This is a genomic window from Nocardioides sp., from assembly GCF_035703625.1.
Lineage (GTDB): Bacteria > Actinomycetota > Actinomycetes > Propionibacteriales > Nocardioidaceae > Nocardioides.
Window position 1 is genome coordinate 1 of sequence record NZ_DASSXS010000225.1, and the last position, 17,950, is coordinate 17,950.

Genomic DNA, 17,950 nt, shown 5'->3' on the forward strand with positions numbered 1-17,950 from the left:
GCTCGTCGCCCCAGGTCACGGCGACCGAGGAGGCCAGCGGCTTGAGGACGCGCACGGTCACCCCGCCGTCGTGGGGGTGCGCACCGAGGACGGCGTGGGGATGGCCGTGCTCTCCCCGGACGATCTGGTCGAGCTCCTCGCGGGGGACGGGCAGGACACCGGGGTTCATCGGGGTGGTCATCAGGGCCTCACTCGGGAGATCGCGTCCAGGGGGATCGACACCCAGGTCGGTCGGTTGCGCGCTTCGTACACGGTCTCGTAGACCGCCTTGTCGGCGACGTACGCCGAGAGCAGCAGGTTCTCGTCGTGGGTGAGCTCGCGCTCGGTGTAGGCCTCGAGGAAGGCCGCGCGGTTGCGCTTGGACCACTCCGCCGCCCGGTAGGCCCGCTGGTCGCCGGCCGAGGGGTCGGCGTCGTCGAAGGTCCGCTCGACGACGCGGGGCGCGTAGTCGAAGGAGCGCAGCATCCCGGCGACGTCCCGCCAGGGCGTGTCGGGCAGCTGCCGCTCCGCGAGCGGCCGCGCCGGCTCACCCTCGAAGTCGACGATCTTCCAGCCGCGTACCGTGCGCAGCGTCTGGCCGAGGTGCAGGTCGGCGTGGATCTGCTGGACGCGGACGTCGGCGAGGTCGGCGACGGCCTCGAAGACCTTGCGGACCGGAGCGGCGTGCTCCGCCAGCCCGGGCACGACCTCGATGGCGGCGTCGAGCCGCTCCCGCATGCCGGCGGCCACGTCGCCCTGCTCGGCGTCGGTGCGCACCCGGGTGGGGAAGTTCTCGGCGAGCGTGTCGTGGGTCTCGCGCAGGGCGACGCCGAGCCGGGCGGCCTCGCCGGCGAAGTCGCCACCCACCTCGTCGGCATGCAGGTCGGCCTCGGCGAACAGGTTGCGGACGCTGGACAGCGCCAGCTCCCAGCCGTCGCTGGCGGTCCGGAGGAACTGCTGGAGCATCGCCAGCTGCAGCACCTCGCCCTCGACCAGCGAGTCGGCCTCCAGCCAGCCGAAGAGTGCTGCGACGTGGTCGGAGCCCGCCCGGGTCAGCACGTCGTGGACGGTGATGTCCGGGTTGCGCCCGGGCGTGATCTTGCGGAACACCTTCAGCAGCGCGTCCTCGCCGAAGGCCACCGAGGAGTTGGACTGCTCGCCGGTGAACAGGCTGGAGTGCGTCGTCAGGTCGAGGTCGTGGCCCGGGAGCCGCTCGAAGCGCAGGGGACCGGTCGACGGCGGACGGTCGAACGACTCCAGCAGGTACGCCATGGCGAACCGGTCGTGCACCGCGTCGTAGGCGTGGACGCTGCCGAGCTCCGGGTCGTCGAAGACCTCGACCAGCGCATGGTCCAGGTGGTCGACGGCCGCTGCGTAGCACGACAGCGGCACCTGGTAGTACTCGGTGCCGCCCTCGGCGTCGGCGTACTGCACCGTGACGAGCTCGAGCACGAGGGTCGGCTCCTCGTCGGTCGGGCGGGCGGGGCCGAGCGTCCCGAGCCGCCGGGTGCCGGTGACGGTGAGGGGACGCCCCTTGCCACCGAACCAGCGGGCACCGGTGAGGTGGGTCGTGAGGTCGGGCGTCACGCTCTTCCCTCCTCGGTCGTCGGGCGCTCGGTGGCCGGTCGGGTCAACCGGAACCAGTAGAAGCCGTACCCACCCAGCGTGAGGAGGTACGACAGCTCACCGATCGGCGGGAACGGCACGCCGCCGAGCAGCTCGACGGGGATCATGCCCTCCCATCGCCGCAGGTCCAGCTCCACCGGCTGTGGGAAGCGGGACAGGTTGTTGATGCAGACGATGACGTCGCCATCGTGCTCCCGGGCGTAGGACAGCACGCTCGGGTTGGACCCTCCGAGGTCGGTGAACGAGCCGAGGCCGAACGCCGGGTGCTGGCGGCGGGCGTGGATCATCCGCCTCGTCCAGTGGAGCAGCGAGGAGGAGTTCTCCAGCTGCGCCTCGACGTTGACGCTCTGGTAGCCCGTGACCGGGTCCTGGATCAGGGGCAGGTGGAGCTTGCCGGGCGTGGCCGAGGAGAAGCCGGCGTTGCGGTCCGACGTCCACTGCATCGGCGTGCGCACGCCGTCGCGGTCACCGAGCCAGATGTTGTCGCCCATGCCGATCTCGTCGCCGTAGTAGAGGACCGGCGAGCCGGGCAGCGACAGCAGAAGGGCGGTGAACAGCTCCATCCGGTTGGTGTCGTGGTCGAGGAGCGGCGCGAGGCGGCGGCGGATGCCGATGTTCGCCTTCATCCGTGGGTCCTTGGCGTACTCGTCCCACATGTAGTCGCGGTCCTCGTCGGTGACCATCTCGAGGGTCAGCTCGTCGTGGTTGCGCAGGAAGATGCCCCACTGGCACCCGTCGGGGATCGCGGGGGTCTGCTCGAGGATCTCGGAGATCGGGAAGCGCGACTCGCGCCGCACCGCCATGAAGATGCGGGGCATCACCGGGAAGTGGAAGCACATGTGGCACTCGTCGCCCCCCTTCTCGAAGTCGCCGAAGTAGTCGACGACGTCGGCCGGCCACTGGTTGGCCTCGGCGAGCAGGACCCGTCCCGGGTAGTTGGTGTCGACGTACTCGCGCACCTGTCGCAGGAACTCGTGGGTCTCGGGGAGGTTCTCGCCGTTGGTGCCCGGACGCTCGTAGAGGTAGGGGACGGCGTCGAGCCGGAACCCGTCCAGCCCCATGTCGAGCCAGAAGGAGAGGGCGTCGAACATCGCCTGCCGCACCTTCGGGTTGTCGAAGTTGAGGTCGGGCTGGTGGGAGAAGAACCGGTGCCAGTAGTACTGCTGGCGGACGGGGTCCCACGTCCAGTTCGACGGCTCGGTGTCGACGAAGATGATCCGGGCGTCCTGGTAGAGGTCGTCGGTGTCGGACCAGACGTAGAAGTCGCCGTAGGGGCCGTCCGGGTCCTCCCGGCTGGACTGGAACCACGGGTGCGCGTCGCTGGTGTGGTTCATGACGAAGTCGATGATCACCCTGATGCCCCGCTTGTGGGCCTCGTCGAGCAGCTCGTGGAAGTCGTCGACGGTCCCGCACTCGGGGAGGATGTCGGTGTAGTCGGCGACGTCGTACCCCCCGTCGCGCAGGGGCGAGGTGAAGAACGGCGGGATCCACAGGCAGTCGACACCCAGCCACTCCAGGTAGTCGAGCTTCTCGATCAGACCCCGGAAGTCACCGGTGCCGTCGGCGTTGGAGTCGCGGAACGAGCGGACCAGGACCTCGTAGAACACGGCGGTCTTGAACCACTCCGGACCCTCGTGCGCCGCCTCGACCGTCTCCTCGATCGTCCTCGAGGCGCTCAACGCGGCCTCCTGACGGACAGCAGGTGCGCCGGTTCGTGGCCGGGATCCAGCCGCACGTAATTGTGCTGGCCCCACGTCCAGGTCTCACCGGTGAACGCGTCGTTCACGAGGAACGAGTCGTGCCAGTCCATCCCCAGCGCCGGGAGGTCGAGGTGGACCATCGTCTCCCGGGTGGAGTGCGGGTCGAGGTTGATGACCACGATCACCAGGTCGGTCTCCCCGTCCGGCAGGCGGGCCTGCTTGCTGTAGACGAGGATGTTGTCGTCGTCGCTGCTGTGGATGGTGATGTTGCGCAGCAGCTGGAGGGCCGGGTGCTGGCGGCGGACCTCGTTCAGCCGCCGCAGGTACGGCGCCAGGGTGCGGCCCTCGGCGGCCGCGCCCTCCCAGTCCCGGACCCGGATCTGGTACTTCTCCGAGTCGAGGTACTCCTCGCTGCCGGGCTTCACGGCGACGTGCTCGAACAGCTCGAAGCCGGCGTACACGCCCCAGCTCGGCGACGAGGTGGCCGCCAGCGTGGCCCGGATCTTGAAGGCCGCCGGACCGCCGTACTGCAGGTAGGCGTGCAGGATGTCGGGGGTGTTCACGAAGAAGTTCGGCCGCATGAGGTGGTCGGTCTCGTGCGCCAGCTCGCGCAGGTAGTCCTCGATCTCGCCCCGGGCGTTGCGCCAGGTGAAGTAGGTGTAGCTCTGCTGGAAGCCGACCGCGCCGAGGGCCCGCATCATGGCCGGGCGCGTGAAGGCCTCGGCGAGGAAGACGACGTCGGGATCGGTGCGCCGGACCTCCGCGAGCAGCCACTCCCAGAAGGCGACCGGCTTGGTGTGGGGGTTGTCGACGCGGAAGATCCGCACGCCGTGCTTCATCCACAGCTTCACCACCCGCAGGATCTCCCGGGAGAGCCCCTTGGGGTCGTTGTCGAAGTTCAGCGGATAGATGTCCTGGTACTTCTTGGGCGGGTTCTCGGCGTAGGCGATGCTGCCGTCGGCGCGCGTGGTGAACCACTCGGGGTGCTCGGTGGCCCAGGGGTGGTCCGGGGCGCACTGGAGCGCAAGGTCGAGGGCCACCTCCAGTCCGAGCTCACCGGCGCGGGCCACGAAGGCGTCGAAGTCGTCGAAGGTCCCCAGGTCGGGGTGGATCGCGTCGTGGCCGCCGTGGCGGCTGCCGATCGCCCACGGTGATCCGGGGTCGTCGGGGCCGGGGGTGAGCGTGTTGTTGGGTCCCTTGCGGTTCACCTCGCCGATCGGGTGGATCGGCGGGAGGTAGACCACGTCGAAGCCCATCTCCGCGACGGCGTCGAGCCGACGGGCCGCGGTCCGGAGGGTCCCGCTGGTGACCTTGCCCGTCTCGGGGTCGACCTCCGCCCCCTCCGAACGGGGGAAGAACTCGTACCAGCTCCCGTAGAGCGCCCGGGCCCGGTCGGCGTACACCTTGAACGGGCCCTCGGTCGACAGCAGGTCGCGCAACGGGTTGGCGTGCAGCACCTCCTCGAGCTCGGGGTCCTGCAGCGCCGCCAGTCGGGCCCCGACCGGCCGGTCCGTGTCCGCGGCGGCGTCGATGGCGCCGGCCACCAGCTTCTGCTCGGGAGTCGACTCGAGCCCGGCGGAGACCCGCTCCAGCAGCAGCCGCCCCTCGGTGAACATCAGCTCGACGTCGATGCCGGCCGGAATCTTGATCCCGGCGTCGTGCTGCCAGGTCGACAGCGGGTCGGACCACGCCTGGATCTCGAACGTCCAGGCTCCCTCGGCATCCGGGGTCACCCAGGCCGAGAGGCGGTCGGGGACGTGGGGGTCCGTCACCATCCGGACCGGTGGGCGGCGAGTGCCGTCGGGGGCGATGAGCACCACCTCGGCGCCCAGCTTGTCGTGGCCCTCCCGGAAGATGGTGGCGGAGACGGGGAACGGTTCGCCCACGGTCGCCTTCGCGGGCTGACGCCCGAAGTCGACCAGTGGCTTGACGTCCATGACGGGGATGCGTCCGACCATGACCCCCACACTTGCGAATCGGGACCCGCCCGCGCAAGCCGGGGGTGCGCAGGGCGGACCGGCGGACTTGGAACGTTCAACAGATCGGCGCTACCGTCGGCGGGTGCGCGCGATCCGACGATTCACCGTCCGCCCCGTCCTCCCCGGTCCACTGGCTGCTCTCGGCGACCTCGCCAGCAACCTGAGGTGGTCCTGGCACCCCCCGACGCAGGACGTCTTCCAGGCCGTCGACCCCGAGGTCTGGGACTCCGTCGGGCACGACCCGGTGCGGCTGCTCGGCGCGGTCGGCCGGGACCGGCTCGACCAGCTCGCGGCCGACACCGGGTTCCTGGGCCGGCTCGAGAGCGCCAGTGCGGACCTCCACGAGTACCTCACCGGTGACCGGTGGTACCAGCGCCAGGACAGTGGGGACGTGCCCCGGGCCATCGGGTACTTCTCGCCGGAGTACGGCATCACAGCGGTGCTCCCGCAGTACTCCGGTGGGCTCGGCATCCTCGCCGGTGACCACCTCAAGGCGGCCAGCGACCTCGGGGTGCCGCTGGTGGGCGTCGGGCTGCTCTACCGGCACGGGTACTTCAAGCAGGCACTCTCGCGCGAGGGTTGGCAGCAGGAGACCTACCCGGTGATCGACCCCGACGAGCTCCCGCTGACGCTGCTCATGGAGGACGACGGCTCCCGGGCCCAGGTGTCGATCACGATGCCGGAGGAGGCCGAGCTGGTCGCCCAGATCTGGGTGGCCCACGTCGGTCGGGTCCCGCTGCTGCTGCTCGACTCCGACGTCGAGCAGAACCCCGACCACTTCCGCCACGTGACCGACCGGCTCTACGGCGGTACCAGCGAGCACCGGCTCCGCCAGGAGCTGCTCCTCGGCGTCGGTGGCGTCCGGGCGCTGCGCGCGTTCTCGCGGATCACCGGCGCACCCGAGCCGGAGGTGTTCCACACCAACGAGGGCCATGCCGGGTTCCTCGGCCTGGAGCGGATCCGGGAGCTGACGGTGCCCGACGCCGGCCCCCACCTCGACTTCGACACGGCACTCGAGGTCGGTCGCGCCTCCACGGTGTTCACCACCCACACCCCCGTGCCGGCGGGCATCGACCGGTTCTCCCGGGAGCTGGTCGAGCAGTACTTCGGCGGCTCCGGTGCCACGCCCGGTGTCCCGGTCGACCGGATCCTGGCGCTCGGGGCCGAGGACTACGACGGCGGTGACCCCTCGGTCTTCAACATGGCGGTCATGGGATTCCGGCTGGCCCAGCGGGCCAACGGCGTCTCCCAGCTCCACGGGCACGTGAGCCGCGGCATGTTCAACGGCCTGTGGCCGGCCTTCGACGAGGCCGAGGTGCCGATCGGGTCGATCACCAACGGCGTGCACGCCCCGACCTGGGTGGGCCGCGAGGTCTTCGAGCTGGCCGCGGCCCACGGGCTCGAGCGGGACTCCGACGACCCGGACCGCTTCTGGGCGCTCGTCGACAAGGTCCCGGGGCCGGACATCTGGGCGACCAAGCGGATGCTGCGCCAGCGTCTCGTCGAGGACGTCCGGCGCCGCCTCGCCAGGTCGTGGTCCAAGCGCGGCGCCGCACCGACCGAGCTGGGGTGGATCGACTCCGCGCTCGACCCCGACGTCCTCACCATCGGCTTCGCCCGCCGGGTGCCGTCGTACAAGCGGCTCACGCTGATGCTGCGTGATCCCGAGCGCCTCAAGAGCCTGCTCCTGCACCCCGAGCGCCCGGTGCAGCTGATCATCGCCGGCAAGTCCCACCCGGCCGACGACGGCGGCAAGAAGCTGATCCAGGAGATGGTGAAGTTCGCCGACGACCCGGAGGTCCGGCACCGCATCGTCTTCCTGCCCAACTACGACATCGCGATGGCACAGCCGCTCTACCCCGGCTGCGACGTCTGGCTCAACAACCCGCTGCGACCCTACGAGGCCTGCGGTACCTCGGGCATGAAGGCCGCGCTCAACGGCGGCCTCAACCTGTCGATCCTCGACGGCTGGTGGGACGAGTGGTACGACGGCGAGAACGGCTGGGCGATCCCGTCGGCCGACGGCGTCGACGACCCCGACCGGCGCGACGACATCGAGTCGGCGGCCCTTTACGACCTGATCGAGAACGAGGTCGCCCCCCGTTTCTACGACGCCGACGACGAGGGCGTGCCGTCCCGCTGGCTGGAGATGGTGCGGCACACGCTGAAGTCGCTGGGCCCCAAGGTCCTCGCCACCCGGATGGTGTCCGACTACGTCACGGAGCTCTACGGGCCGGCCGCCGTCGCGGGACGCCGGCTCAACGCCGACTACGCGGGCGCCGCCCGGCTGGCGGACTGGAAGCAGCGGATCCGTGCGGGGTGGTCCGCGGTCCGGGTCGAGCACGTCGAGAGCCACGGCGTGGGTGACTCACCGGAGGTGGGTTCCACCCTCACCGTGCAGGCCTACGTCGGGCTCGGGGACCTGGCCCCCGACGACGTGGACGTGCAGCTGGTGCACGGCGTCGTCACACCCGCGGACACCCTGGTCAACACCCAGGTCGAGTCCCTGGCCGCGGTCGAGAGCTACGAGGGCGGCCGGCACCGGTTCGACGGGTCTGTCCAGCTCGAGCGCAGCGGTGGCTTCGGCTACACGGTCCGGGTGGTCCCGCGCAACGACTTCCTCATCTCACCCGCCGAGCTGGGCGTCGTGGCGGTGCCGTAGGTCGGTGGCGGTCGCACCGGACGTCACCGGGTCTCGACACGCCGGTTCGCCGACCTCGCAGGTCGGCCGGCGACGGCTTGCTCGACCACCATCAGTCGGATCCGCTAGCGCGTCTCCGACTCGGCGACCACGACCGAGCGCGCGCCGAGCGTGAGAACGTCACCGGCCGCCACGGGCGTGCCGCGGTCGAGTCCCGGATCGGTCGAGAGCACCACCTCGCCCGACCTCACCCAGTCGTTCTGCGGCAGGGTGACCTCGACCGGGTCGGCGCTGCTGTTGAGCCAGATCAGGAACGAGGAGTCGCGCTGCTGCTCCCCGCGGGGCCCGGGTGCGCGCAGCGGATCGCCGGACACGAACATGCCCACCACGTGCAGGGTGTCGTCGTGCCAGTCCGCCTCGGTCATCTCCCTGCCCGAGGGGTGCAGCCAGGCCAGGTCCTTCGGCCCGCCCGCGATCGAGGGGGTGCCCTCGAAGTGGTGCCGCTGCCGCAGGGCAGGATGCTCCTTGCGCAGCCGCAGGGCCGCCTTGGTCACCTCGTAGAGGTCCAGCCACGCGTCGTCGGGCCGCCAGTCGAGCCAGGACACCTCGTTGTCCTGCACGTAGGGGTTGTTGTTGCCGCGCTGGGTGCGCCCCCTCTCGTCGCCGGCGGTGATCATCGGCACCCCGTTCGAGAGGCACAGCGTGGCCATCAGCCCGGCGGCGATCCGCTGGCGCAGCCCCACCACCTCCGGGTCGTCGGTGTCGCCCTCGACGCCGCAGTTCTGCGACCGGTGGTTGTCGGTCCCGTCGCGGCTCTCCTCGCCGTTGGCCTCGTTGTGCTTCGTCTCGTAGGAGACGAGGTCGCGCAGGGTGAAGCCGTCGTGCGCGGTGACGAAGTTGACCGAGGCGTACGGCGAGCGGCCGTCGTCGGCGTACAGGTCCGACGAGCCCGCCAGCCGGGACGCGACGTCGCGGATGCCCCGGGACCCCTGCCGCCAGAAGTCCCGGATGGTGTCGCGGAAGCGGTCGTTCCACTCCACCCAGGGAGGGGGGAACGACCCGACCAGGTAGCCGTCCATCGACGCGTCCCACGGTTCGGCGATGAGCTTCACGTGGCGCAGGACCGGGTCCTGCCCGATCGTGGTGAGGAAGGCGCAGTGCATGTCGATGTCGTGGTCGGTGCGGGCCAGGGCGGAGGCGAGGTCGAACCGGAAGCCGTCGACGTGCATCTCGGTCACCCAGTAACGCAGCGAGTCGAGGATCAGGCGCAACGCTCCCGGATAGCCGGAGTCGACGGTGTTGCCGCAGCCGGTCACGTCCCAGTACGCGTCGTCGGCGGCGTGGGCGCGCTTGTAGAAGCCGATGTCGTCGAGCCCTCGGAAGCTGTACGCCGGCCCGTCCGCCGGCCCCTCCGCGGTGTGGTTGTAGACGACGTCGAGGATCACCTCGATCCCGGCCCGGTGCAGGTCCTTGACCATCTGCTTGAACTCGGTGACCTGCTGTCCCCGATCGCCGGCGGAGCTGTACCCCGCGTGCGGCGCGAAGTACCCGAGGGTGTTGTAGCCCCAGTAGTTGCGCATCCCGCGGGCCGCCACGTGCGGCTCGGTCTCGAAGTGCTGCACCGGCAGCAGCTCGACGGCCGTCACCCCGACGTCCTGCAGGTAGCGCGTCACGGTGGGACTGCCCAGCGCAGCGAAGCTCCCGCGCAGGTGCTCGGGGACCTCGTGGTGCAGCGCGGTGTACCCCTTGACGTGCAGCTCGTAGACGACGGTGTCGCGCCACCGGGTGCGCAGCCGGGTGTCGCCCTCCCAGTCGAAGTCGTCGTGGACGACCACGCTCCGCGGCATCGAGGCGGCCGAGTCGCGATCGCTGCGCTCGCCGTGCGGGTCATCCGGCCGGTCGTGGGGGAGGAGGTCGGGCCCGTGCCGGACCTCGCCGGTGACAGCCCGTGAGTAGGGATCGAGGAGGAGCTTCAGGGGGTTGAACCGCCGACCGTGCCGGGGGTCCCAGGGCCCGTCGACCCGGAACCCGTAGCGCTGGCCGACGGGCACGCCGGGGATCTCGCCGTGCCACACGCCCAGGGTGTGCTCGGTGAGCTGGTGCCGGGACTCCGACCCGTCCTCGCCGAACAGGCAGACCCACACGGCCGTCGCCTCCGGGGACCGGACCGCGAAGTTGGTGGCCTCGGGGGACCAGGTGGCCCCGAGCCCGTGGTGGGAGCCCGGCCAGACCGGCGCCGACTGGTCACGGTGCTGCCATCGCCAGCGGTTCGGGCTCACGCCGACCATTGGACCACTGTTCACTGTGCCGATCCTCATGTCGTCTTGGTCTTCGGAGGGTCGGCAGGGCAGGATGCGCGGGTGACGGGCGCCACATGCGCCCACCGAGGGAGGGGACACCCGTGAACAGGATCCGGCTCGTCATCGGCGGTCTCGCCACCGCCACCACTGTCGCTGCGCTGACCGCGGCACCGATCCAGGCCGCTCCGGCCGGCAGCGCGTCGTCGACCGGCGTCGCCTCCGTGTTCAAGGTGAATCCCGTCCAGTCCTCGGGTGACCAGACTCTGCGCGACGAGAAGGACTCCGCCACGGCGGTGCCCGCGTCGGAGTACGCCACCGTGACCCTGGGCAACCTCGACGGCTCCGGCTACCTCTCCGGCGCCTGGGCCAACGTGCGCAGCACGACCGGCGCCCTCGCCTACAGCGACACCAACCGTTTCGTCTACGACCGCAGCCAGGACGAGTTCGAGCAGGTGATGGCCTACTACTGGGTGGACCAGGCCCAGGAGTACCTCCAGTCTCTCGGGTTCGGGTCCAGCCTGCCGCCGATCCTGAAGCGTCCGTTCGACGTGCGGATCAACCAGAACGGGATCGACAACTCCTACATGTGGGACAAGAAGGACCTGATCCGGCTCGGCAAGGGCGGGGTCGACGACGCCGAGGACGCCGAGGTGATCGTCCACGAGTACGGCCACGCCGTGCACAACGACCAGATCCCCGGCTTCGGCGGCAGCTTCGACGCCGGTGCGATCGGTGAGTCGTTCGGCGACTACCTCGCGGTGTCGGTCGGTCTCGACACGGCCCGCGACAGCGGGTGGCCGGTCCGGGCCCCGGAGTCCTGCCCGATGGACTGGGACGCCACGTCCTACGACCCGACCGCGCCGCACTGCATCCGCAACTTCCACACCGGGTTCACCATCCAGAACCGCCCCGACAACTGGGGCATCCACAGCGTCGGCCAGATCTGGAGCCAGGCGCTCTGGGAGATCCGGCTGGGCTACATCGCCCAGGGCCTGGGCAGCGAGGCCTGGGACACCACGCTGATCAGCTCGCAGTTCGCCTACGCGCCGGCCACGACGTTCCAGGCGGCCGCCGAGGCGACCTACCGGGAGGCGCTCACACGGGACGGGGCGAAGGCTGCCCGGTTGGTGCGCGATAGGTTCGCGGCTCGCGGCATCACGTTCTGACGAGGACAGGAGCACACGACCTGATGGGTGAGTTCGCACGACTCGAGGTGGGTTCCGGAGAGCAGGCCGGAGTGGCCACGCTCCGGCTGGACCGGCCGAAGATGAATGCCCTCAACGAGCAGGTCCAGGAGGAGATCCGGGCCGCGGCGCACGAGGCGACCGCGCGCGACGACGTCAAGGCCGTGGTCGTCTACGGCGGCGAGCGGGTGTTCGCCGCCGGCGCTGACGTCAAGGAGATGAACGACATGTCGTACACCGACATGATCAAGCGCTCCGGTGGCCTCCAGTCCGCGTTCACCGCCGTGGCCAAGATCCCCAAGCCGGTGGTCGCGGCCATCACCGGGTACGCCCTCGGTGGCGGCTGCGAGCTGGCGCTGTGCGCCGACGTCCGCTTCGCGGCCGAGGACGCCGTCCTCGGCCAGCCCGAGATCCTGCTCGGCATCATCCCCGGCGCGGGCGGAACCCAGCGGCTGACCCGGCTGGTCGGACCCAGCCGGGCCAAGGACCTGATCTTCTCCGGCCGCTTCGTCAAGGCCGAGGAGGCGCTCGCGATCGGCCTCGTCGACCGGGTGGTCGCGCCGGACGCGGTCTACCAGGAGGCCGTGGACTGGGCGGGGCAGTTCGCCGGCGCCGCGACCTACGCCCTCCGCGCGGCCAAGGAGACCATCGACCGGGGGCTCGAGGTCGACCTGGAGACCGGCCTGGGAATCGAACGGCAGCAGTTCGCCGCCCTGTTCGCCACCGAGGACCGGGCGATCGGGATGGCCTCCTTCGTCGAGAACGGCCCCGGAAAGGCCGAGTTCCGCGGACGCTGATCCTCCTCGGGTCGAAAATCTGCCATCCTTCGTTCGCAACATCCGAACGGCGGCTCGAGCAAAGGGAAGTCAGTGGCTGACAGGTCAGACAAGAAGGACAGCGACAAGAAGGACGACGGGAGCCGGCGTTCCATCAAGGGCGGCAGCACCACGGTGGCGCAGGTGCGCACCCGGGTGGCCCAGGTGGTGTGGCTGGTCTTCGTGGTCGCGGCGGTGTTCCTGGCCGTCGGTGCACTCTGCATCGCGCTCGACTTCAACCCCGACAACCCGCTCGTCGAGTTCGTCGTCGCCGGGGCCAACTTCTTCGATCTCGACATCTTCTCCCGCCGGGACGGCGTCAAGACCTTCGAGGGGTCCAACGCCGACGTGAAGAACGCCCTCTTCAACTGGGGCATCGGCGCCATCGCCTGGCTCATCGTCGGTCGGATCGTGGTACGGCTCATCCAGCCCTGACCCGCCCGGGCGACGGATCGCCCGCTCCGGTTGGGTCCTGGTTGTGACCCACGACTCCCTGTGAGCGACCCCACCGGCGGACGTGTTTCGCCCGAAGGTTTCCCGCTAGTAACCTCACCGCACAACCTCATCGGCCACACCGAGTGCACAGGAGGGGCCGCAACGGCCACACCATGAACATTGTTGTCTGTGTGAAATACGTTCCCGACGCGACCGGCGATCGGCACTTCGAGGGCGACAAGACCGTCGACCGCGTGGGCGTCGACGGCCTGTTGTCCGAGCTCGACGAGTACGCCGTGGAGCAGGCCCTCCAGATCAAGGAGAAGGCCGCGACGCCCGACGACGTCGAGGTCATCGCGCTCACGGTCGGTCCCGAGCAGGCTGTGGACGCGGTCCGCAAGGCCCTCCAGATGGGAGCCGACAAGGGCGTCCACGTGCTCGACGACGCGATTGCCGGCTCCGACGCCATCGCCACCTCGCTGGTGATCGCCAAGGCGGTCGAGAAGATCGGTTCGACCGACCTCGTGGTCTGCGGCATGTCGTCGACCGACGGCAGCATGAGCGTGGTCCCGGCGATGCTCGCCGAGCGGCTCGAGCTCCCGCAGGTCACCCTCGCCTCGGTGATCGAGACCCAGGGCGACCAGGTCCGGATCAAGCGCGACAGCGACTCGGCGACCGACGTGATCGGCGCGACGATGCCGCTCGTGCTCTCGGTGACCGACCAGTCCGGCGAAGCCCGGTACCCGTCGTTCAAGGGGATCATGGCGGCCAAGAAGAAGCCGCTCGAGACCTTCTCGCTCGGCGACCTGGGCGTCGAGGCCGACCAGGTCGGCCTGTCCGTCGCCTGGACCGAGGTGCAGGAGACGACCGAGCGGCCGCCTCGCACCCAGGGCGAGATCGTCACCGACGAGGACGGCTCGGGGGCCAAGGCGCTCACCGACTTCCTCGCCTCCAAGAAGTTCATCTGAGGAGCGTTCACCCATGACTGAGATCCTGGTTCTGATCGACCACGCCGAGGGCGCGGTCAAGAAGCCCACCTACGAGCTCCTCACGCTGGCGCGCCGTCTCGGCGAGCCCTCCGCGGTCTTCATCGGTCCGAAGGACAAGGCCTCGGAGGCCACCGAGAAGGTCAAGAAGTACGGCGCCGAGAAGGTCTACGTCGTCGACGACAGCGAGATCAAGGGCTACCTCGTCGCGCCGAAGGCCGAGGTGCTCCAGCAGCTGGTGGAGAAGGCGTCCCCGGCCGCCGTACTCATCCCCTCGTCCTTCGAGGGCAAGGAGATCGCCGGCCGGCTGGCCATCAAGATCGAGTCCGGCCTGATCACCGACGCCGTCGACGTCGAGGAGGGACCGGTGACGACCCAGTCCGTCTTCGCCGGCAACTACACCGTCACCGCCAAGGTCACCAAGGGCACGCCCGTGATCACGGTGAAGCCCAACTCGGCGACGCCCGAGGAGGTCGAGGGTGCGGCCGCGGTGGAGGAGTTCGCGGCGACCATCTCCGACGTCGCCAAGGGCGCCAAGGTCGTGGCCTCGCAGCCGCGCAAGTCGACCGGCCGCCCCGAGCTCACCGACGCCGCGATCGTGGTGTCCGGTGGTCGCGGCACCGGCGGCGAGTTCGGTCCGATCGAGGAGTTCGCCGACGCCCTCGGCGCAGCGGTCGGCGCCTCGCGTGCCGCCGTCGACTCCGGCTGGATCCCGCACAGCTTCCAGATCGGCCAGACCGGCAAGACCGTCTCTCCGCAGCTCTACATCGCCAACGGCATCTCCGGTGCGATCCAGCACCGCGCCGGCATGCAGACCTCGAAGACGATCGTGGCCGTCAACAAGGACGAGGAGGCGCCGATCTTCGAGCTGGTCGACTTCGGCGTGGTCGGCGACCTGCACAAGGTCCTGCCCGCGGCCACCGAGCAGGTCAACGAGCGCAAGGGCTGACCCGCCCCCAACGCTGACCCGCCCGAAACTTTCGGGCGGGTCAGCGCGTTCTAGGCTCGGGGCATGAGCACCGCAACCTCGGTCGCCGGGGCCGCCGAAGGCGCGCGACAGGCGAGTCGCGGCCTCGCCCTGGCCACCCGGGCGCAGAAGGACCGGGCGCTGCGGGCGATGGCCGACGCGCTGGGGACCGCCGAGGATCGAATCCTCGCCGCCAACGCGGAGGACGTCAGCCGGGCCGAGGCCGGTGGTACGCCGGCCAACGTCGTCGACCGCCTGAGGCTGACTCCGCAACGCCTGGCCGCCATGGCGGAGGGACTGCGTGACGTGGCCGGCCTCCCCGACCCGGTCGGGGAGGTGCTGCGCGGCAGCACCCTGGCCAACGGGCTGGAGCTGCGCCAGGTCCGGGTGCCGTTCGGCGTGGTCGGGATGATCTACGAGGCCCGCCCCAACGTGACCGCGGACGCGGCCGGGATCTGCCTGAAGTCCGGCAACGCGGTCCTGCTGCGGGGGAGCTCCAGCGCGCGATCGAGCAACGCCGCCATCGTCGCGGCCCTGCGGACAGCCGTGGAGTCCGCCGGACTCGACGCCGACGTCGTGCAGCTGGTCCCCGGTGACTCCCGGGAGAGCGTCAAGGAGCTGATGCGGGCCCGCGGACTCGTCGACGTCCTCATCCCCCGGGGAGGCGCCGGACTGATCCGCAGCGTGGTGGAGGAGTCGACGGTCCCGGTGATCGAGACCGGCGTGGGCAACTGTCACGTCTACGTCGACCGCGCCGCCGACCTCGACAAGGCGCTCGCGATCGTGCTCAACGCCAAGACGCACCGGACCAGCGTCTGCAACGCCGCGGAGTCGCTGCTGGTGCACGCGGACGTGGCCGGGGCCCTGCTGCCCAGGCTGGTCCCGGCACTCCAGGACGCCGGGGTGACCATCCACGGCGACCCCCACCTCGCCGGGTACGACGGCGTCGTGGCGGCCACCGACGAGGACTATGCGACCGAGTACCTCTCCCTCGACATCTCGGCCCGCGTGGTCGACGACCTCGACCAGGCGATCGAGCACATCCACCGATTCTCCAGCCACCACACCGACGCGATCGTGACCGAGGACCAGGGGGCGGCCCGCCGGTTCGTGGCCGCCGTCGACTCCGCGGCCGTGCTGGTCAACGCCTCCACGCGGTTCACCGACGGGGCGGAGTTCGGGTTCGGGGCCGAGATCGGCATCAGCACCCAGAAGCTCCACGCCCGCGGCCCGATGGGGCTGCCGGAGATGACCACCTCGAAGTACGTCGTGACCGGGGACGGTCATGTCCGCTGACGGCTCCCGGTAGGCTTGCCGGCATGTCGCTCGTCCTGTCATCCGTCGTCATGGCCGCGGAGTCCCACGAAGAGGTCGACGAGGTCCTGAACTGGGCCATCGGCGGAGTCTCCCTCTTGATCCTGCTGGCGCTGCTCGGTGCGCTGGTCGCCTTCGGCGGGGGACGCGAGCACAGCTGAGCACCGACTCCGCCTCCACCGAGCCCCGGGCCCGCAGGGTCGGGGTGATGGGTGGCACGTTCGACCCCATCCACCACGGTCACCTGGTGGCGGCCAGCGAGGTCCAGGCGTGGTTCGACCTCGACGAGGTCGTGTTCGTGCCCACCGGCCGGCCCTACCAGAAGTCGGACCGGGTCATCTCGCCCGCCGAGCACCGGTACCTGATGACCGTGATCGCCACCGCCGCCAACCCGCGCTTCCGGGTCTCCCGCGTCGACATCGACCGCGCCGGGCCGACGTACACCATCGACACGCTGCGGGACCTGCGTGCCGAGATGCCCGACACGGAGCTCTACTTCATCACCGGCGCCGACGCGCTGGCCGACATCTTCACCTGGCGCAACGTCGAGGAGCTCTTCGGCCTCGCCAACTTCGTCGGCTGCACCCGTCCCGGCTACGACATGGACGCCTCGACCCTCGGCCCGATCCCCGCCGACCGCGTGACCCTGGTCGAGATCCCCGCCCTGGCGATCTCCTCCAGCGACTGCCGCTCCCGCCACCAGCGGGGTGAGCCCGTCTGGTACCTCGTCCCCGACGGCGTGGTCCAGTACATCGCCAAGCACAACCTCTACCCCGCGAAAGACCACGAATGACCGCCACCGACCACGCCCTCACCCTCGTCCGGGCCGCGGCTGCGGCCGCCGCCGAGAAGCTCGGCCAGCAGATCGTCGCCTTCGACGTCAGCGACCAGCTCGCGATCACCGACGCCTTCGTCCTCGCCTCCGCGAGCAACGACCGGCAGGTCAAGGCGATCGTCGACGAGGTCGAGGACAAGCTCCGCGAGATCGGGGCCAAGCCGGTCCGGCGCGAGGGGGAGCGCGACGGGCGGTGGGTGCTGATCGACTACGGCGAGATCGTGGTCCACGTCCAGCACGAGGAGGAGCGGGAGTTCTACGCCCTCGAGCGGCTCTGGCGCGACTGCCCGCTCATCGAGCTGCCCGCCGATGTCACGCGCTGAGCGCACCCTGGTCCTGCTCCGGCACGGTCGGACGTCGTGGAACCTGGAGGGCCGGGCCCAGGGCCACAGCGACGTCGAGCTCGACGAGACCGGCCATGCCCAGGCGGCCGCGGCGGCGCCGTACGTCGCCGCGCTCACCCCGGCGCTGCTGTGGTCCTCCGACCTGGCCCGGGCCCGGCAGACGGCCGAGTACGTCGCGAAGGAGGCCTCCCTCGACCTGCGACCCGATCCGCGACTGCGGGAGTTCGACCTCGGTCAGCGCACCGGCCTCACCATGGCCGAGTTCGCCGGGGCCTACCCCGAGGAGTACCGCGAGTTCCGCGCGGGCCACTACGACGTCGTGCCCGGTGGTGAGAGCCGGGCCGCCGTGGTCGCCCGGGTGACCACGTGTGCCGAGGAGGCCCTGGCGGCGCTGGCCCCGGGGGAGTGCGGCGTGATGGTCGGCCACGGGGGTTCGCTCAAGGTGTCGGTGCTCGAGCTGCTCGGCTGGTCCGAGGGCGCCGCCGCCGGCCTGCACGCGCTGGACAACTGCGGCTGGGCGGTGCTCCAGGACAGTGGAGTCGACGGCCGGCTCCGACTCGCGGCCTGGAACCGGATCGCACCCGATTTCGTTTCCGCTCGCCGAGTTGGCTAGGATTCCGCGAGTTGCCCACGGGCGACGATTGGGGCTGTGGCGCAGCTGGTAGCGCACCTGCATGGCATGCAGGGGGTCAGGGGTTCGAGTCCCCTCAGCTCCACTCCTGAGGGCCGCCCACGGGCGGCCCTTTTCATGCGCCGGGAAACCACCCGCACGGGTCTCCCGTGCCCGCCGTGCCCGTGGGAGCCTGAAATGGCGACGTTTTGCCGCGCGAATGCCGGCCTGCCGA

The 17,950-nt window shown here is 70.4% G+C and carries 16 protein-coding genes and 1 tRNA gene; 12 read left to right on the forward strand and 5 right to left on the reverse strand.

Translation table 11 applies throughout. The features are described from left to right. The 4 genes from VFN12_RS11470 to VFN12_RS11485 all read right to left on the reverse strand — a co-directional run. The coding region (locus VFN12_RS11470) for a GlgB N-terminal domain-containing protein (RefSeq protein WP_325118818.1) at positions 1–181 on the reverse strand (181 nt) is incomplete at its 3' end. Further along, positions 181–1,566 carry a maltokinase N-terminal cap-like domain-containing protein gene (locus VFN12_RS11475; protein WP_325118819.1) on the reverse strand — a complete coding sequence of 462 codons (1,386 nt, stop codon included), beginning with the start codon at positions 1,564–1,566 and terminating at the stop codon, positions 181–183. The genes VFN12_RS11470 and VFN12_RS11475, both read right to left, overlap by 1 nt. After that, the gene (gene treS, locus VFN12_RS11480) at positions 1,563–3,284 is read right to left on the reverse strand and encodes a maltose alpha-D-glucosyltransferase (RefSeq protein ID WP_325118820.1); all 1,722 of its coding nucleotides are present in this window, start codon (positions 3,282–3,284) and stop codon (positions 1,563–1,565) included. The genes VFN12_RS11475 and treS overlap by 4 nt, the downstream gene beginning before the upstream one ends. Beyond that, positions 3,281–5,263 (reverse strand): alpha-1,4-glucan--maltose-1-phosphate maltosyltransferase, encoded by a 1,983-nt coding sequence (locus VFN12_RS11485; RefSeq protein ID WP_325118821.1) that lies wholly within the window; start codon positions 5,261–5,263, stop codon positions 3,281–3,283. The genes treS and VFN12_RS11485 overlap by 4 nt, the downstream gene beginning before the upstream one ends. Before the next feature lie 103 nt (positions 5,264–5,366). On the opposite strand from VFN12_RS11485, the gene glgP reads away from it, so the two are divergent. After that, positions 5,367–7,946 carry an alpha-glucan family phosphorylase gene (gene glgP, locus VFN12_RS11490; protein ID WP_325118822.1) on the forward strand — a complete coding sequence of 860 codons (2,580 nt, stop codon included), beginning with the start codon at positions 5,367–5,369 and terminating at the stop codon, positions 7,944–7,946. A 104-nt stretch (positions 7,947–8,050) separates the two neighbouring features. Here glgP and glgX read toward each other — a convergent pair whose 3' ends face one another. Beyond that, positions 8,051–10,204: a glycogen debranching protein GlgX gene (gene glgX / locus VFN12_RS11495; protein ID WP_325118823.1), complete on the reverse strand. Its 2,154-nt coding sequence runs from the start codon at positions 10,202–10,204 to the stop codon at positions 8,051–8,053. Between the two features lie 122 nt (positions 10,205–10,326). On the opposite strand from glgX, the gene VFN12_RS11500 reads away from it, so the two are divergent. The 11 genes from VFN12_RS11500 (at position 10,327) to VFN12_RS11550 (ending at position 17,821) form a co-directional block, all read left to right on the forward strand. Further along, on the forward strand, positions 10,327–11,391 hold the full coding sequence (locus VFN12_RS11500) for a M36 family metallopeptidase (RefSeq protein ID WP_325118824.1): 1,065 nt from the start codon (positions 10,327–10,329) through the stop codon (positions 11,389–11,391). A 23-nt stretch (positions 11,392–11,414) separates the two neighbouring features. Continuing rightward, a complete protein-coding gene (locus VFN12_RS11505; RefSeq protein ID WP_325118825.1) occupies positions 11,415–12,206 on the forward strand; it encodes an enoyl-CoA hydratase/isomerase family protein in 792 nt (263 codons plus the stop codon). Between the two features lie 72 nt (positions 12,207–12,278). Next, the gene (locus VFN12_RS11510) at positions 12,279–12,659 is read left to right on the forward strand and encodes a hypothetical protein (RefSeq protein WP_325118826.1); all 381 of its coding nucleotides are present in this window, start codon (positions 12,279–12,281) and stop codon (positions 12,657–12,659) included. Between the two features lie 191 nt (positions 12,660–12,850). Then, positions 12,851–13,627, forward strand: a complete 777-nt coding sequence (locus VFN12_RS11515) for an electron transfer flavoprotein subunit beta/FixA family protein (protein WP_325118827.1) — start codon at positions 12,851–12,853, stop codon at positions 13,625–13,627. A 13-nt stretch (positions 13,628–13,640) separates the two neighbouring features. Continuing rightward, positions 13,641–14,594, forward strand: a complete 954-nt coding sequence (locus tag VFN12_RS11520; protein WP_325118828.1) for an electron transfer flavoprotein subunit alpha/FixB family protein — start codon at positions 13,641–13,643, stop codon at positions 14,592–14,594. Between the two features lie 63 nt (positions 14,595–14,657). Next, the gene (locus VFN12_RS11525) at positions 14,658–15,908 is read left to right on the forward strand and encodes a glutamate-5-semialdehyde dehydrogenase (RefSeq protein ID WP_325118829.1); all 1,251 of its coding nucleotides are present in this window, start codon (positions 14,658–14,660) and stop codon (positions 15,906–15,908) included. 23 nt (positions 15,909–15,931) lie between these two features. Then, complete coding sequence (locus VFN12_RS11530; protein WP_325118830.1) at positions 15,932–16,087, forward strand: hypothetical protein; 156 nt, start codon at positions 15,932–15,934, stop codon at positions 16,085–16,087. Positions 16,088–16,134: 47 nt separating this feature from the next. Beyond that, positions 16,135–16,719, forward strand: coding sequence for a nicotinate-nucleotide adenylyltransferase (gene nadD / locus VFN12_RS11535; protein WP_414690038.1), 585 nt, complete (start codon positions 16,135–16,137; stop codon positions 16,717–16,719). Further along, complete coding sequence (gene rsfS / locus VFN12_RS11540) at positions 16,716–17,084, forward strand: ribosome silencing factor (RefSeq protein ID WP_325118831.1); 369 nt, start codon at positions 16,716–16,718, stop codon at positions 17,082–17,084. Before nadD ends, rsfS begins: the two co-directional genes overlap by 4 nt. Further along, positions 17,071–17,718: a histidine phosphatase family protein gene (locus tag VFN12_RS11545; RefSeq protein ID WP_325118832.1), complete on the forward strand. Its 648-nt coding sequence runs from the start codon at positions 17,071–17,073 to the stop codon at positions 17,716–17,718. Before rsfS ends, VFN12_RS11545 begins: the two co-directional genes overlap by 14 nt. A gap of 30 nt (positions 17,719–17,748) precedes the next feature. Continuing rightward, positions 17,749–17,821 (forward strand) — tRNA-Ala (locus VFN12_RS11550). Positions 17,822–17,950 lie beyond the last annotated feature (129 nt).